We start from the raw sequence: 15,387 nt of genomic DNA on the forward strand, positions 1-15,387 counted from the left end.
TGCCGATCAGTCGAGCGCCCGGCGGCGGGACAACACGAACCGCTGCCGGGCCAGGTCGACCTCGGTGATCCGCACGGTCAGCGGGTCGCCGACCTGAACGGCCTCCCCGGCCGACTCGGCCGTGGGGACCAGCCCTTCGAGACCGTCCGGCCGGTCCTCGATCCGGACGAAGACGCCGAACGGCACCACCTTCGTCACCACGCCGTCCACCAACTCTCCGACGCGATCGGCCAGTTGCGTGAGCGGATTGTCCTGAAGGGCCTTCAGTGACAGATACAGTTCCTCGCGCACCAGGTCGGCGCCGAGCACCGCGGCCGTGACCTGCCGGCCCACCGCGACGACGGCCGACGGGTCGCAGATCCACCGCCAGGACAGCTCCGGCTGTCGGATCCGGGCGGTGAAGCCATCGACGTCCACGAAGGTGACGGTGTCGGCGATCCCGGTGACCGTGCCGGTGACGGCCTGCCCCGGGCGCAGCGCGTTCAGGAACGCCCAAGTCCGGTCGCACGGCGACCAGATGGTGCGCCAACGGGCCCGCAGGACGCCGTCCGGGTCGGGCAGCACCGCGGCGGACAGCGGCCGGTGCTCGTCGACCGTGGTCGGCAGCGCGGCGGCGGCCCGTGCGCCCGCCGCCAGGGCCGCCAACTCCTCGCGCTGCTCCCCGTCCACACGGACGCCGGTGATCGTGCCCGCAGCGTCCGCGCGGACGAACTCCACCTGGCCGTCCTCGGGGACCGAGGCCAGCACGGCCGCCACGTCGGTGGACAGCGGCGGCCAGACCGTCAGCATCGCGCGCGGCGCGAGCCCCGCGCGCACCGCGTCGACGGTGTCGGGTGTCAGGCGGTGCCAACGGGAGACGTTCTGGATGGGCGACTCCTCCAGGACACCGGCCTGCCCCGAGGCGACCAACCAGTGCACCCGCGCCCAGAACTCCCCGTCGGCGGGCCGCTGCGGGCCGTCCGGCTCCTCGGGCTCCTCCGAGTAGGGCGACTCCGGAATCGGCTCCGGGAACAGGCCGAGCCGGCGGGCGCGGGCCGCGGCGCGCTCGCACGGCCGGTCGGTGCCGATGTACATGTACTGGTCGTAGCCGATGTGCACGAAGAACTCGTCGCCGGCCTCCAGCAGGCACCAGCCCTCGTCGCCGCGGAGCATCATCCGCACCAGCTCCAGCGCGACCTCCAGCGGGACCTCCGCGCCGTCGTGGAAGTCCCACATGCTCGGGAACAGGTCCTCCAGGCGCATCCCGTCCTCGTCGGGTTCGAGCAGGAACGCCCCCGGGTCGCGGACGGACAGCCGGTCGACGCAGCACTCCTCGGCGAACGCGACCACGGCCTGCAGGTAGGCCGCCTCGATCGGCCCGCGGTCGCTGTCGACGTCGTCGTCGGCCAGGTAGTGGCCGCGCTCGTCGCGGTTGGCGGGGTCGTACTTGGTGACGCGGTGCACGAACTTCGGCACGCTGCTCCCGGGTCGGTCGGCGGGCGGTGGCCCGCGCGACCTCGGCGGCGTCCCGACAGGCCGTCAGGACGCCACGGCCGAACGGCCGGTCAGGACTGCGGGAAGTCGAAAGTGTAGCCCTGCGCCACCATCCACGGCAGCAGCTGCTTCAGCGCCGCCACGGTCTGGCTGCGGTCGCCGCCGCCGTCGTGCATCAGCACCACGCTGCCCGGGCGGAGGTTCTGCTCCACGGTGTTGACGATCGACTGCACGCCCGGGCGGGACCAGTCGCGCGGGTCGACCGACCAGCCGAGGGACTTCATGCCCTGGTCGGCGCCGATCTTCTCGTTCTCGGCCGTGAAGTCGCCGCCCGGGGCGCGCCACCAGGTGATCTGCGCGTTGCCGCCCGCGGCGTTCTCGATCTGCGTCTTGGCGTCGGCGATCTCCGCCACCTGCTGCTGGTGCGACTGGGTGTGCATCGGCTGCGGGTGGTCGACGGTGTGGTCGCACAGGCGGTGGCCCTCGGCGACGATCCGCTTGACCGCCGCCGGGTTCGCCTTCGCGTTGTCGCCGATCTCGCAGAACGTCGCCTTCGCGTCGTACTTCGCCAGCAGGTCCAGCACCTGGCCGGTGGCCGGGCCCGGGCCGTCGTCGAAGGTCAGCGCCACGGTCCTGCCGCTCGAGGCGGTGTGCGCCAGCACGTGCGTCGCCGGGGCGGGGGTGTGCTGCCCGCCGGCCGGCCTCGAGGCGCCGGAGCCCGGTGCGGACGGGGTGGTGGCGCCGGTCGCCGGCGCGGACGGCGTGGTGGTCGCTGCTGTCGACCCGGCGCCGCTCGGAGTCCGGCTCGGCGAGTCGAACGGGGACGAGGAGACCCCGCTCGGGGTCGGCCGGGCCGCGATCGAGGAGCTCCCGCTCCCGCTCGGCGTCGTGCTCGCGCTCGGCGTCGCCGAGGGCTGCGCGGCGTCCCCCGCCGCGAGGGGGGAGCCGTGCGCACCGCACGCCGCCAGCAGGGCCGGGGCGAGCAGTGCGGCGGACACGCCGAGGAGAAGAGGACGACGACGGGCGGATATGCGGGACTTCACCATGGAACGACTCCTGACGTCGTACCGCGGCCGCCGATGCGGCGGGGCGTCTGGTGGGATACGACGCCGGGCACGAACGAGGTGGTTCCGTCCGGGTGTGCGCTGCGCCACAGGGCGGGCACCGAACGGAGCGGTCAGAACGCGAACCAGCGTACTGCCGCCTCGCCGTCACGCAGCGAGTCGACGCGGCGACGGAACTCGGCCCGGGCGGACGGGTTTCCGGCCGTCTGCTGGGCCACCCAGGCGGCGCTCGCGGTCTCCCGCGCGCCGCGCAGCACCGCGAATCCCGGCCACTCCCGGACGTCCCACCCGTAGGCCGTGTTGAACGCCGCGACCTCCTCGGCCGGTACGCCGTACCGGTCCTGACTGAGCGCCAGCACCACCAGGTCGTGCTCGCGCAGGTCCGAGGCCATGTACTCCAGGTCGAGCAGCACCGGGCCGGCGGGGGTGATGTGCACGTTGCGGGGCAGGGCGTCGCCGTGGATCGGGCCGAACGGGAGATAAGGGGTCAATTCGGAAATAGCGGTGACAAAGGTCTCTTTCCGGTCACGGAGGAAGGCGGCGTCCGCCGGATCGATGTGACCCTCCGCGGTCGCCAGCCAGCTGTCCACCGGGGCGAGCAGGTCGCGCCGACCGAGCGGCGCCGGCGGCGCGGGCTCCGCGGGCAGGGCGTGCAGGGCGCGCAGCAGCGGGGCGAGGTCGGCGGGGCGGGCCGGGCGGACGGCGGGCTCCAGCCGGTGCCACAGCGTGACGGGGTGCTCCTGGGCGAGGTGCACGACGGGGTCGGCCGGGCGGACCACCGGCACGCCCGCGCCGTCCAGCCAACCGGCCAGCGCGAGTTCGCGGGCGGCGCGGTCGGCCGAGCCGGGGGTGCGGCCGACCTTGGCGACCAGGCCGAGCTCTGGCAGGTCGAAGACGGCGTTCTGGCCGAGCGAGATGAGCGTGGCCCCGGCCGGGTCGATGCCGGCCGGGGCGCACGCCTGCTGCAGGAGGGCCTGGGCCCCCGATTCGTCGAAGATCACCTGCTCATTGTCGGCGAACCGGGGGCGTTCCAGGAGGGAGGGGGTGGGGTCAGCCGACCAGCTCGTGCTCGTCGCGGCCGCGGTGGGCGCCGGTGCCGGCCGGGGCGGCGGCGGGCGTCTCGCCCTCCAGCCGGGGCAGCCAGTGCAGCCAGCGCGGCAGGTACCAGTTCCGGTCGCCGAGCAGGGACATCACGGCGGGGAGCAGGACGGCGCGGATCACCGTGGCGTCGATCAGGACGGCGACGGCGAGGCCGACGCCCATCTGCTTCATCACCTGCATGGAGAGCGTCCCGAAGACCGCGAACACTCCGACCATGATCACGGCGGCGCTGGTGACCACACCGGCGGTGGTGCGGATGCCGTGGGCGACGGCCGCGCCGGTGGGCAGGCCGCGGTCGTACGCCTCCTTGATCCGGGAGACCACGAAGACGTGGTAGTCCATCGACAGGCCGAACAGGATCACGAACAGGAACAGCGGGATCCAGCTCTCCACCGCGCCGACGCCGTCGGTGCCGATCAGCGAGGCGCCGATGCCGTGCTGGAAGACCAGCGTCAGCACGCCGTAGGCGGCGCCGACCGAGAGCAGGTTGAGCAGCACGGCGGTGACGGCGATGGACAGCGAGCGGAACGAGCAGAGCATCAGCAGGAAGGCGAAGGCGACCACGAACCCGAAGACCGGGAGCATCGAGCCGGACATCTGCTTGTTGAAGTCGACCGAGCCGGCGGTGCTGCCGGTGACCGGGGCCTCGGCGCCGGCGATCCTCCCGACCGTGGCGGGCACGACCTGCTCGCGCAGCACCTTCAGCGCCTCGGCGGAGGCGGTGTCGTTGCCGGTGCCGTAGAGCGGGATGTCGACCGTGGCGACGTTCTGCGCGGCGTGCACCGTCAGGCTGGTGGGGCCGTGCATCCTGCCGGTGGCGAGGGCCTCGGACTGGAGGTCCGCGAGCGCCTGCGTCATCTCGGGCGAGGAGATGTCCTTCGCCCTGACCACCACGGTGGCGGGGGAGGGGCTGCCGGGGAAGGCGTCCTGGATCCGCTGCGAGACGGCCACCAGGGTGTTGTCCTTGGGCAGCTGCTGCTGGAACGTCAGGTTGGCGGTGTGCATGGTGAGCATCGGCGCGGCGATCGCCAGCAGGGCGGCGGTGGCCAGGCCGGCGGCGGCCAGCGGGTGGCGCAGCACCGGGGTGAGCACCGCGTTCCAGAACCGGCTGCCCTCGTTGGCGCCGCGGCGCAGGCGGTGCAGGAACGGGATCCGGCCCTTCTCCACCCGGTCTCCGAGCAGCGACAGCAGGGCGGGCAGCACCGTCAGCGAGCCGAGCACGGCGGTGATCACGACCAGGATGGTGGCGAAGGACATCGCCTTGAAGGTGGCGATGCCGGTGAGGAACATGCCGGCCATCGCGACCACGACCGTGATGCCGGAGACCAGCACGGCGCGGCCGCTGGTGGCGGCGGCGATCCGCAGCGCCGTCTCGGCGTCGTGCCCGGCGGCGCGCTCCTCGCGCTCGCGGCGCAGGTAGAACAGGCAGTAGTCGACGCCGACGGCGAGGCCGACCAGCAGCATCACCGAGGAGGCGTCGTTGCTGGTGTGCAGCAGGCCGGAGGAGAGCGCGACCAGGCCGGAGGCGGCGACGAAGGCGGTGAGCGCCAGCACCACCGGGAGGACCGCGGCCACCAGCGCGCCGAAGGCGACCAGCAGGATGCCGAGGGCGAGCGGCACGGCCGTCCACTCGGCGCGGGCGAAGTCGTCGCTGAACTGCTCGTTGAACCACTTGCCGGCGCTGGCCTCGCCGAACTCCTCGACCAGCAGCTCGGGGTGCTGCTTCTGCACGGCCGTCACCGCGTCCATCACCGCGGGCACGTTGGCCACGGCCGTCTCGCGGTCCTCCCCCTTGACCGTGAACTGGATCAGCGCAGAGTGCTTGTCGCCGGAGACCGCGCCTGTCTCGTACGGGCTGTGCAGCTCGCCGGCCTTGCCGGTGGCCCGGACGGCGGCGCCGACCTGCTCGACGACGGCCTTGAACGACGGGTCGTCGGCCGTCAGCGTGCGGCTCTGCACCAGGACGGTCTCGCCGGCCGGGGACTTGATGCCCGCGTCGTCCAGGATCTTGGCGGCCTGTGCGACCTGGCCCGGCATCTGCTCGGCGTCGGTGACCTTGGTGGCGCCGTGCACGCCGCCGAGGTAGGCGGCGAGGACGACGAAGAGCAGCCACCCGAAGACCGCGGTCTTTCTGTGGCGGGCGCTCCAGGCGCCCATCGTGGCGGCGATTCCATGCTTCACGGTAGGTGTTCCCCCAGGGGTGTCGGGCGGGTGCGGGCCGCCCGGGTCGATGGACCGACGGGCTGCATCCGGCGGCACAACAGACGCTATGAGCTGGGAATCTGACGAACCATCCGGCTAGTCACCGACTTTTCCCTGGTCCTTTCCTCAGGGGTGAATGGGGGGTTAGCCCTACCCCCGGGCTCGGGTTCTCCTCCTTGAGGGCAGCCGGACGTCCACCCTGAGGGGGAGCGATCTCCACCCCGGGCACGAGGTGGGAAGGGCCCCGGCCGGGTGACGATGGATCAGGGCCGGCTCCGTGGCCGCCCTAGGGGGCACAGACGAAACCCACTTGCCGGGCGGCAAGCAAGGTCCCGTAGGATGCTCACTACATACTTACCTGCCGACCGGCTAGGCCCTGCCGAGGGTTTCGCGTGCCGGTCCTGCCGTTGCCCGGTACCCCGTCCCCCGGCTGCGGTGAACCATGCCCAGGGGAGGCATTTCCAGCATGTTCCACCGACTTGGACACTTCGTCGTCAAGCGGGCCTGGTGGGTGATCATCGCGTGGGTCATCGGCTCCATAGCCCTGATCTCCCTCGCTCCGAAGATGAGCGCCTCGACCGACGAGTCAGAGTTCCTGCCGAAGCACTACGAGTCCATCCGGGCCGCCGTGGTCCAGCAGGACAAGTTCCCGGCCGAGTTCACCCCCAGCGCGATCCTGATGTTCGAGCGCACGGACGGCGGCGCGCTCACCGACGCCGACAAGGCCGACATCGCCAAGATCACCAAGGGCCTCACCGACAAGCACATCCCGCTGGTCGAGCAGGTCATCCCCCCGATGGAGGGGCGGACGATCTCGCAGGACGGTCACTACGCGATGGGCATGGTCTCCATCGACAAGACCAAGATGCAGACCGACGAGTACCTGACGGCCGCCAAGGACGTGCGCGACGAGGGCAAGGAACTGGCCAAGGGCACCGCGCTGAAGTACCAGGTCGGCGGCCAGGCCGCGATGGGGCTGGACCAGAAGGAGTCCTCCAGCGCCACCGACGCGATCACCATGGTCGCCACCGTGGTCCTGATCGTGGTCATCGTCGGCGTGATCTTCCGCGGCATCCTGGTCGGCTGGCTGCCGGTGCTGCTGTCGATGTTCCCGATGATCGCGGCCTCCGGCCTGATCGCCTTCGTCACCAAGCTGTTCGACCTGAAGTCCTCGCCGATCGCCTCCGCGATCGACATCGTGGTGATCCTCGGCGTCGGCACCGACTACTTCCTGTTCCTGATGTTCCGCTACCGCGAGCGCCTGCGGGCCGGCGACGACCGCAAGAGCGCCGTGGCCAACGGCGTCGGCCGGGTCGGTGAGGCGATCGCCTCGGCGGCCGGCGCGGTCACCGTCGCCTTCGCGGTGCTGCTGCTCTCCGAGCTCGGCATGTTCACCGCGCTCGGCCCGGCGCTGGCGATCTCCGTCGTCGTCACCGCGCTCGCCTCGCTCACCCTGACCCCGGCGCTGCTCGCCGTCATCCCCGCCAAGGCCACCTTCTGGCCCGGCCGCAAGTGGATGCAGGAGCCGGAGGGCGCCCGCTTCCACAAGCTCGGCCGCGCGGTCGGCCGTCGCCCCGGTCTGATCGCGCTGGTCTCCGGCGGCCTGCTGGTGGTCCTGTCGCTGGCCGGCCTCGGCTACCAGGGCACCTTCGACATGGCGAAGAGCATGATGCCGAAGGACAAGGAGTCCATGGTCGTCATGGACGCCATCGGCAAGGGCTTCTCGGCCGGTGCGGCCGACCCCACGCACGTCTTCCTGACCACCGGCACCAAGGCCGGCGGCAAGCTCGACCCGAACGCCCTGGGCGGCTTCGGCGCCAAGCTGGGCCAGGTCCCCGGCGTCGCCACCGTCCAGCCCGAGCCCAAGCTCAGCGAGGACGGCACCACCGCCGACTTCGTCGTGATGCTCAAGGACTCCGCGGCCAGCAACGCGGCGATCGACACCGTCACCGAGGTGCGCACGGCCGCCCACGCGGCCGCGCCCGCCGGCTCCGAGGCACTGGTCAGCGGCACCTCGTCGGTGTACAAGGACATCAACCTGGCGATGGCGCACGACTACAAGCTGGTCTTCCCGGTGGCGGGTGTGCTGATCCTGCTGATCCTGGGCCTCCAGCTGCGCAGCGTGGTCGCGCCCTGGTACCTGATGGCCTCGGTCGGCCTCGGCTTCGCGGCCACGCTGGGCGCCACCACGGTGGCCTTCCTCAAGCTCGGCTCCGAGTCCGGCCTGATGTTCATGCTGCCGATCTTCATCTACCTGTTCGTGGTGGCGATCGGCACCGACTACAACATCCTGATCATCGCCCGGCTCCGCGAGGAGGCCCGCGAGGGCCGCAGCCCCCGCGAGGCGGCCAAGGAGGCGGTCCGGCACGCCGGTCCGACCGTCGCCGCGGCCGGCTTCATCCTGGCGGCGTCCTTCGCGACCTTCATGCTGGCCGGCAACGTGCTCTTCGCCGAGCTGGGCTTCGCGCTGGCCATCGGCATCGTGCTGGCGGCCTTCGTGATGGCGATGTTCTTCACTCCGGCGATCACCGCGCTGCTCGGCAAGAAGGCCTGGTGGCCCGGTCACGGCGCGATGCCCGAGCCCGGCCACGAGCCGGTCGGCGAGTACGAGCCGCAGCCCGTCGGCAGGGCCTGAACGGCCGCCCGCGGGTAGCCGCGGGCAGCACCGAGTGAGAGGGGCATGCGGTCCGGCCGGACCGCATGCCCCTTCGGCGTCGCGGCGAAACACGGTGTGACCAGCGGAACTTTTCCCGCCGTTGACGAGGGTGGCCGTGCTATTGTCGAAGCAGTTGCAGTATTGGTTCCCATGAACGTGTGTGTGCGCCTGCTGGTTCCAACCGACAGGCGCATTTGTTTTGTCCGGTGTTTAGTCTCCGGATGGGGATCGCGGCTACGTGGGGCGCACGAGGTGTGTGTCCCAATGCCCCAGTGAAAGTGGAGACGGTTATGGCTACCGGCACCGTGAAGTGGTTCAACAGCGAAAAGGGCTACGGCTTCATCGAGCAGGACGGCGGCGGCGCTGACGTCTTCGCTCACTACTCGAACATCCAGTCCCAGGGCTTCCGTGAGCTCGTCGAGGGCCAGAAGGTCGAGTTCGACGTGACCCAGGGCCAGAAGGGCCCGCAGGCGGAGAACATCCGCACCATCTGAGTCCCGGCCTACGCCGACTCAGTTGTCGCAGGCGAGGGCCCGTACCTCCTCAGGTACGGGCCCTCGTCCATGCCGCCCGACGGCCGGGGCGGCCCCTCCTCCTCCTCGTCGGCCGACATCCCGCCGCCGCGCGTCCCGCGCGTCGGCCGACGGCCCTCCAGGAAGAGGAACACGCATGCCCGAGCAGTCCCGTCCGCAGTCCGGCCCGCAGTCCGCTCCGCGTGGTGACAAGCCGCGCACCCGCAGCGGGAAGCCGCGCACCGGCGCCGCCCGCGGCGAGGGCCGCGTCGGCGCGCCGCGCACCGGTGGTTCGCCCCGTGGCGGCGAGCAGGCCCGTACCGAGCGCCCGCGCCGGCCGCGTCGGGGCGCCGCCCCGGTGGCGGCGCCCGCCGAAGACTTCACGCCCGTGCAGGGCACCCCGTCGCGTCCGCCGGCCGCGAGCTTCGCCGAGCTGAACCTCTCCGCCGGACTGCTTAAGGAACTGGGCGCGCAGGGCGTCACCGAGCCGTTCCCGATCCAGGCCGCCACCCTGCCGGACGCGCTGGCCGGACGCGACGTCCTCGGCCGCGGCCGCACCGGCTCCGGCAAGACCCTGGCGTTCGGCCTGCCGCTGCTGGTCCGCACCGCCGGCAAGCGGGCGACCGCCCGCCACCCGCTGGGCCTGGTGCTGGTGCCCACCCGCGAGCTCGCCCAGCAGGTCACCGAGGCGCTCGCCCCCTACGCCGGGGTGCTCGGCCTGCGGATCACCACCGTGGTCGGCGGCATGTCGATCACCCGCCAGTCCAACCAGGTCCGCCGCGGCACCGAGGTGCTGGTGGCCACCCCCGGCCGACTGGACGACCTGATCCAGCGCGGCGACGTGCGACTCGACGACGTGGCGATCACCGTCCTCGACGAGGCCGACCAGATGGCCGACATGGGCTTCCTGCCGCAGGTCGTCAAGCTGCTGGAGCAGGTCGCCGAGGGCGGGCAGCGGATGCTGTTCTCCGCCACCCTGGACCGCAACGTGGACCGCCTGGTCAACCGCTTCCTCAGCGACCCGGTCACCCATTCGGTGGACCCGTCGGCCGGTGCGGTCACCACCATGGACCACCACCTGCTCCAGCTCGACCCCGCCGACAAGGCCGAGACCACCGCCCGGATCGCCGCCCGCGAGGGCCGGGTGATCATGTTCGTGCACACCAAGCACGGCGCGGACCGGCTCGCCAAGCAGCTGCGCGCCCACGGCGTGGTCGCCGCCGCACTGCACGGCGGCAAGTCGCAGCCGCAGCGCAACCGGGTCCTCGACCAGTTCCGCGACGGCCAGGTCACCGCGCTGATCGCCACCAACGTCGCCGCCCGCGGCATCCACATCGACGGCCTCGACCTGGTCGTCAACGTCGACCCGCCGATCGACCACAAGGACTACCTGCACCGCGGCGGCCGCACTGCGCGGGCCGGCGAGTCCGGCACCGTTGTCACCCTGGTGCTGCCCGAGCAGCGCCGCGAGGTCAACCGCCTGATGAGCATCGCCGGCATCCGGCCCACCATCACCAAGGTCCGCCCCGAGGACGGCGAGCTGAAGCGCATCACCGGCGCGCGGACGCCGTCCGGCGTGGCGGTCCTGCTCCCGGTTCCGGCGACGGCGATCGTCGCGGCCGCGCCCGAGCAGGCCGAGAACCGCGGCCGCGGGCGCGGCGGGGCGAAGCCGGCGGACGGCGAGGCGCGACGACGCCCGGCGAAGCGTTCCGGCGGGCTGCCCAAGGACGTCGACATGAGCGGCAACCCGCGCCGCCCCCGGCCCAAGCAGCGCCCGGGCGGCGGGAGTTCGCAGATGGCGGCGGGCTTCATCGGCAAGTCGTCGGGGCGGGCGAAGCCGGGCTCCGGGACGAAGAGCGGCTCCAACTACGGGACGGGGCGGCAGCGGCGCCAGGCCGACTAGTCGGGCGCGAAACCGGGGACGCGTGGGGGTACCTCCCAGCCCGGGAGGTACCCCACGCGTCCCCGTTCTCGCTCTCGGTCAGCGCGTCGGCTGTGTCGCGCGGACGGTGGCGACCAGCGGGGCCAGTTCCGGGCGCTGTTCTGCGGTGGTGAGGGCCTCGGCGAGGGCCTCGTCGTTGGTGGGGCGGGCCTTGGCGAGCAGGTCGAGGCCGGCCGGGGTGACGTTGGTGTAGATGCCGCGCCGGTCGGTGGGGCAGAGGTAGCGGGCGAGCAGGCCGCGGTCCTCCAGCCGGGTGACCAGGCGGGTGGTGGCGCTCTGGCTGAGCACGACCGCGTCCGCGAGCTGGTTCATCCGGAAATGGCCGCCGTCGCCGTCGTGCTGCTCGCTGAGGACGTCGAGGACGGAGAACTCACGGACGCTGAGCTCGTGTTCGGCCTGCAGAGCACGTTCGAGGTGGGCCTCGATCCGACCGTGCAGAGCGGTCAGGGCGCACCAGCCGTGCGCCAGGGCAGGATCCGGGCGGGTCATCGGCCGCGCTCCCTTCCGAGTGGTTTCACTTCGTACAAGCTTAGTCGAGATGTGCAAATTCCCGCGCCTGCAAGTATCGGGTGGTCGTGCGCGGGAGGTCCGGGCGGAACGCGAGGAGACGGTCGATGGAGCAGCACGCGCGCCTGGACGCGCAGGAGGCGGCGCTGGACGCCCTGCTGGAGGCTCTCGACATGTCGGCGGAGGTGCCGCAGGACGACCGGGTGGCGCGCCTCGCCGAGCGGGCCCCGGGCTATGCGCAGTACCACCGGATCGGTCACAAGCGGCAGGCCGCGTACCGGCGGCTGACGGCGGACCGGGCGGCCGCGCACCACGCGTACCCGCTGGTGCTGGCCGCGCTGCTGACCGACGACGACCCGTCCTCGCCGCGCTGGTTCGCGCAGGTGCTGCTGACGGCGGGCGGCCGGCGGAGGCTGCAGGAGGAGCTGGTGGCGGCGGTGGCGGCCGACGACCCGCTGCGGCAGGTGTGCGCGGTGGGTGCGTGGCGGTGGGCGGACGCCGCGGACGGACCGCTCGCCGAGCGCTTTCCGGCGGCCCGTCGGGAGGCGGCGGCGCGCTGCGTCGACCCGTGGGCGCGCGAACGGCTGGCCGAGCGGCCGACCGGGCGTCAATAAACCGCAGCGGGCTACCTCTTGAGGGCGACGCCGTGTTAGCTTCTTTGCCAATTCATGGTCCTCGCATGGGGTGGCCTATGCCGTCGCCCGCGTCGCGGACCCTGACAACGGGGAAGAGGTACGCCGACATGGCGGGGGAGTTCACGGTCGACCCGGACGCGCTGCGCCGGTTCGCCCGCACCAGTGCCGAACGGGCCGAGCGGCTGCGGGCGATCCGCGCCGAACTCGGCGGACACCAGCTGTCGCCGTCCGCCTTCGGGAAGCTCCCGGAGTCCGACGAGACCGGCCGCGACTACGTGGAGCGCTCCGAGGCGGCGATCGACAACGCCGGGGCCGCCGCCGACACCATGGACCGGATCGCCGAGTACGCCGACGGCATGGCCGGCGCGTACGAGCGCACCGACGAGGGCATCGGGCGGACCATGCAGGCGATCGCCGGAGGGCTGGGCGGATGAGCGGCCCCATCGCGGGCGCCGTCGACGCCTACACGAAGATCAACGACTGGATGACCCCGCTGGGCAGCGTGATCGACGAGATCATGCGTCCCCTCGTGGAGCCGCTCGCCGAGCCGCTGGAGTTCGTCACCGGCGACCCGGAGGGCCTGGAGGCCGCCGCCCAGCTGTGGCAGAAGCAGGCCGAGCAGCTGCGCGAAGTGATCGCCGACCAGCGCCGCGACCGGGCCGCCCTCGCGGGCGAGTGGCAGGGCGCGGCGTCCGAGGCGTTCCAGCGTGAACTCGCCGAGTACGAGCAGGCGCTGGAGGACGAGGCGGAGGACATGGCGGGCACCGCCGAACTCCTCACCGAAGCCGCCGCCGAGGCCCGGATGGCGCAGGACCTGGTCGAGACGATCATCCGCGAGCTCATCGAGTGGGCGATCATCACGCTCGCCGCGTCGCTCGCCTTCAGCGTGATCACCGCCGGCATCTCGCTGGCCGCCGAAGCCGCCGCGGCCGCGGCCGAAGGCGCCATCGCCAGTGCCCGGATAGCCAACCTGGTGCGCAAGCTCGCCAGCGCGCTGAAGAAGATCGCCGACGCGATGAAGGCCCTCAAGGCGGTCTCCAAGCGCCCGCACCTCAACCCCAAGAAGCCCTGGACCTGGAACAAGCCGCTGGACGTCGAGGCGTACCTGGCCAAGACCGCCGTCAAGACGGTCGGCAAGGCCGGCCTGCACGGCATCGGCCTGACCGGGAACCCGGCCGGCGAGGCGCTCCAGCAGATCACCCAGAGCGGCGCCGGGATCCTCGCCGACGAGGCCGACGACCGGATCGGCGGCAACCACGGCCCCAGCACCGGCCTGCGCCGGCGCACCGGCATCGCCCAGCCCGCCCAGGCGCCCGAACTCAGCCCCGAGGAACGCCGCCGGCGCTTCGAGGACGCCTTCGGCTGAGCCGACCACCTCAAGGAGAACCCACGTGCTCGACCGGGACCGCCAGTTCGCCGCCCCGTTCCTCGCCGCCGACGAGCGGCTGCTCGGCGCTGCGCCCGTCTCGCTGGCGCCCGGCATCCCGCGCCCGCCGGAGGAGTTGCTGACGCCGCGTCGGCCCGGCGAGCTGGAACAGAAGCTGGCCGGGCCGTTCAGCCTGCTGCGGCGCGCGTACGCGGTGGTCAACCCGGTGTCGGCGGGCGTCGGCGCCGTCGAGGACCGGATGATGGACGCCGTGCCGGACTCCGTCTGGCACGGCAAGGGCATGGCCGGGGACTGGCACACCACCGCCGGCCGCCTCGTCGTCCGCCTCCACGAGGACGGCGCGAACGGCAGCGCCCTGCTCGCCCTCACCGACCGCCGCCTGCTCCTGCTCGCCGACCGCGCCAAACTCTGGCAGCTCACCGAACAGCACGCCCTCCAGTTCGAACTCCCCCGCCACGAGGTCGCCGCCGCCCACCGCAACGCGAAGGGCGTCACCCAGCGCGGCCGCCTCGACCTGCACTTCCGCGACGGCTCGTGGGTCGGCGTCACCACGCCACTGCCGTCGGCGGCCGACGAGCTGGCGGCCGCGTTCCAGGCGTTCGGCTCCTGAGGGCCGGGGCCGGGAGGGTGACGCCGACCGTGTGCGACGTGACATCGACTGTCGGCCGGGAGGGGAGCCGATCCCACTGGTCGGGCGAGAGGCGATGAGCGCTGCCCGTGAGGCGGCCCTGGTGTTGGCGGCGAGAGTCGACTGGGACGGTGACGCCGGCGAGGACCGGGTGAGCCTCCTGGTGCGGGGCGTCCCGGTCCTGATGATTTCCGCGAAGGTTCCGTTGGCCGTTTCGCTGGAGGGATCGTGCTGGGAGCCGGTGGGGATCGAGGTCGTTTCCGTCCCCTCGTTCGAGGCTCCGCTGCTGCGCTGTGAATTCGCGGTCCTGAGCGAGGTGTTGGGCGACGGCCGAGCGGCGCTCGCGCTGGACGCCGATCGATTCTCGGCGAACGACCTCTGGTTCGCCACTGTTTGAGGCTGAATCAGATGCTGGTGATCTGATCCGTCAGGCGGTGCGGGCCGCCGAGGTCGCGATCGCCGCCTCGGCGTGGCGGGCGAGGACGAGCCGGGCGAGTTCGGGCGCGGCGCCGAGGGTGGGCGCGAGGTGGTCGGCGCCGGAGGCGGTGGCTGCCGTGGCGATGCGGTCCGGGAGGAGTCCCGGGGCGAGGAGGTACGGGGCGACGGCGGTGGCGCGGACGGCCGGGTCGGCGCGGAGGGCGGTGAGGGCGTCCGCGACGGTGGGGGCGGTGGCGGAGGCGTAGGCGGCCTTGACGGCGGCCCAGCCGCGGGTGCGCTGCCAAGTGGCCGCCACCGCACGGGTGGTGGCGTTCGCGGCCGGGTCGGAGGAGCCTGCGGCGGCGAGGACGACGCCGGTGCGGGCACGGACGGCCGGGTCGGTGACGTCGAGTCCGGTCTCGGCGAGGCGCCGGTCGAGGGCGTCGAGCAGCAGCGGGGACGGCCCGAGGACGTCGGCGACCGGGATGGCGGAGCCGGCGGCGCGGAGGGCGGCCGGGATGTCGTGCTTGGCGTGGAAGGCGCGGTTGAGGAGGAGCGGGACCGCGATGGCATCGGTGAGGCGGGGGGCGACCTGGGCGATGCGAGGTGCGCAGTGGTCCAAGTAGGCCGTGGTGACGGCGAGTTCGGGGCGCAGCGCGCGGACGGCGTCCGCGAGGGCCTCGACGGTGGCGGCGTGGCGGGGGTCGCGGGAGCCGTGGGCGAGAAGGAGAAGCGGTGCGGCGGCAGCGGGGCGCGAGCGGTGGGTGGGGGTGGGCGCGGTGCCCGGCTGCGGCAGGTCGTCTTCCGCTGCGCGCAGTTCCCCGCGCCCCTGACGGGGCGCGGAGTTGCTGTGCGTCAGGTTG

Annotated in this window: 14 protein-coding genes; 8 read left to right on the forward strand and 6 right to left on the reverse strand. The window is 72.7% G+C overall.

The annotated features are described in order from the left end of the window. Positions 1-6 precede the first annotated feature (6 nt). The 4 genes from ACI1MP_RS27945 to ACI1MP_RS27960 all read right to left on the reverse strand — a co-directional run bounded on the left by ACI1MP_RS27945 (position 7) and on the right by ACI1MP_RS27960 (position 5,795). Positions 7-1,455: a S1 RNA-binding domain-containing protein gene (locus tag ACI1MP_RS27945; protein ID WP_404869726.1), complete on the reverse strand. Its 1,449-nt coding sequence runs from the start codon at positions 1,453-1,455 to the stop codon at positions 7-9. Between the two features lie 89 nt (positions 1,456-1,544). Beyond that, on the reverse strand, positions 1,545-2,519 hold the full coding sequence (locus ACI1MP_RS27950; RefSeq protein ID WP_404869727.1) for a polysaccharide deacetylase family protein: 975 nt from the start codon (positions 2,517-2,519) through the stop codon (positions 1,545-1,547). 131 nt (positions 2,520-2,650) lie between these two features. Next, a complete protein-coding gene (locus ACI1MP_RS27955; RefSeq protein ID WP_363473482.1) occupies positions 2,651-3,538 on the reverse strand; it encodes an aminoglycoside phosphotransferase family protein in 888 nt (295 codons plus the stop codon). Between the two features lie 49 nt (positions 3,539-3,587). Then, the gene (locus tag ACI1MP_RS27960) at positions 3,588-5,795 is read right to left on the reverse strand and encodes an MMPL family transporter (RefSeq protein WP_404870839.1); all 2,208 of its coding nucleotides are present in this window, start codon (positions 5,793-5,795) and stop codon (positions 3,588-3,590) included. Between the two features lie 511 nt (positions 5,796-6,306). On the opposite strand from ACI1MP_RS27960, the gene ACI1MP_RS27965 reads away from it, so the two are divergent. The 3 genes from ACI1MP_RS27965 to ACI1MP_RS27975 all read left to right on the forward strand — a co-directional run bounded on the left by ACI1MP_RS27965 (position 6,307) and on the right by ACI1MP_RS27975 (position 10,911). Further along, a complete protein-coding gene (locus ACI1MP_RS27965; protein ID WP_404869728.1) occupies positions 6,307-8,475 on the forward strand; it encodes an MMPL family transporter in 2,169 nt (722 codons plus the stop codon). Positions 8,476-8,786: 311 nt separating this feature from the next. After that, positions 8,787-8,990, forward strand: coding sequence for a cold-shock protein (locus tag ACI1MP_RS27970; protein ID WP_043913331.1), 204 nt, complete (start codon positions 8,787-8,789; stop codon positions 8,988-8,990). 175 nt (positions 8,991-9,165) lie between these two features. Next, positions 9,166-10,911 (forward strand): DEAD/DEAH box helicase, encoded by a 1,746-nt coding sequence (locus ACI1MP_RS27975; protein ID WP_404869729.1) that lies wholly within the window; start codon positions 9,166-9,168, stop codon positions 10,909-10,911. 78 nt (positions 10,912-10,989) lie between these two features. Here the strand turns inward: ACI1MP_RS27975 and ACI1MP_RS27980 are convergent, their stop codons facing one another. Continuing rightward, positions 10,990-11,439, reverse strand: a complete 450-nt coding sequence (locus tag ACI1MP_RS27980; protein ID WP_100586928.1) for a MarR family winged helix-turn-helix transcriptional regulator — start codon at positions 11,437-11,439, stop codon at positions 10,990-10,992. 125 nt (positions 11,440-11,564) lie between these two features. On the opposite strand from ACI1MP_RS27980, the gene ACI1MP_RS27985 reads away from it, so the two are divergent. The 5 genes from ACI1MP_RS27985 to ACI1MP_RS28005 all read left to right on the forward strand — a co-directional run bounded on the left by ACI1MP_RS27985 (position 11,565) and on the right by ACI1MP_RS28005 (position 14,504). Beyond that, complete coding sequence (locus ACI1MP_RS27985) at positions 11,565-12,071, forward strand: hypothetical protein (RefSeq protein ID WP_380343320.1); 507 nt, start codon at positions 11,565-11,567, stop codon at positions 12,069-12,071. Positions 12,072-12,199: 128 nt separating this feature from the next. Beyond that, a complete protein-coding gene (locus ACI1MP_RS27990; protein WP_043913321.1) occupies positions 12,200-12,526 on the forward strand; it encodes a type VII secretion target in 327 nt (108 codons plus the stop codon). Then, entirely contained in the window at positions 12,523-13,458 is a 936-nt protein-coding gene (locus ACI1MP_RS27995; RefSeq protein ID WP_380343317.1) for a WXG100 family type VII secretion target, read from the forward strand. The genes ACI1MP_RS27990 and ACI1MP_RS27995 overlap by 4 nt, the downstream gene beginning before the upstream one ends. A 25-nt stretch (positions 13,459-13,483) precedes the next feature. Further along, positions 13,484-14,089, forward strand: a complete 606-nt coding sequence (locus ACI1MP_RS28000) for a hypothetical protein (RefSeq protein WP_380343315.1) — start codon at positions 13,484-13,486, stop codon at positions 14,087-14,089. Positions 14,090-14,183: 94 nt separating this feature from the next. Then, positions 14,184-14,504 carry a hypothetical protein gene (locus ACI1MP_RS28005; RefSeq protein ID WP_380343312.1) on the forward strand — a complete coding sequence of 107 codons (321 nt, stop codon included), beginning with the start codon at positions 14,184-14,186 and terminating at the stop codon, positions 14,502-14,504. 30 nt (positions 14,505-14,534) lie between these two features. Here the strand turns inward: ACI1MP_RS28005 and ACI1MP_RS28010 are convergent, their stop codons facing one another. Continuing rightward, a complete protein-coding gene (locus tag ACI1MP_RS28010) occupies positions 14,535-15,320 on the reverse strand; it encodes a sirohydrochlorin chelatase (protein WP_404870840.1) in 786 nt (261 codons plus the stop codon). Between the last annotated feature and the right edge of the window lie 67 nt (positions 15,321-15,387).

The organism is Kitasatospora griseola, assembly GCF_044999035.1.
Classification (GTDB): Bacteria; Actinomycetota; Actinomycetes; order Streptomycetales; family Streptomycetaceae; genus Kitasatospora; species Kitasatospora griseola.

Coding starts and splice junctions, on each gene's coding strand:
- ACI1MP_RS27950 (WP_404869727.1), bottom strand. CDS start 2,519: ATGGTGAAGTCCCGCATATCCGCCCGTCGTCGTCCTCTTCTCCTCGGC.
- ACI1MP_RS27960 (WP_404870839.1), bottom strand. CDS start 5,795: ATGGGCGCCTGGAGCGCCCGCCACAGAAAGACCGCGGTCTTCGGGTGG.
- ACI1MP_RS27965 (WP_404869728.1), top strand. CDS start 6,307: ATGTTCCACCGACTTGGACACTTCGTCGTCAAGCGGGCCTGGTGGGTG.
- ACI1MP_RS27970 (WP_043913331.1), top strand. CDS start 8,787: ATGGCTACCGGCACCGTGAAGTGGTTCAACAGCGAAAAGGGCTACGGC.
- ACI1MP_RS27975 (WP_404869729.1), top strand. CDS start 9,166: ATGCCCGAGCAGTCCCGTCCGCAGTCCGGCCCGCAGTCCGCTCCGCGT.
- ACI1MP_RS27980 (WP_100586928.1), bottom strand. CDS start 11,439: ATGACCCGCCCGGATCCTGCCCTGGCGCACGGCTGGTGCGCCCTGACC.
- ACI1MP_RS27985 (WP_380343320.1), top strand. CDS start 11,565: ATGGAGCAGCACGCGCGCCTGGACGCGCAGGAGGCGGCGCTGGACGCC.
- ACI1MP_RS27990 (WP_043913321.1), top strand. CDS start 12,200: ATGGCGGGGGAGTTCACGGTCGACCCGGACGCGCTGCGCCGGTTCGCC.
- ACI1MP_RS27995 (WP_380343317.1), top strand. CDS start 12,523: ATGAGCGGCCCCATCGCGGGCGCCGTCGACGCCTACACGAAGATCAAC.
- ACI1MP_RS28005 (WP_380343312.1), top strand. CDS start 14,184: ATGAGCGCTGCCCGTGAGGCGGCCCTGGTGTTGGCGGCGAGAGTCGAC.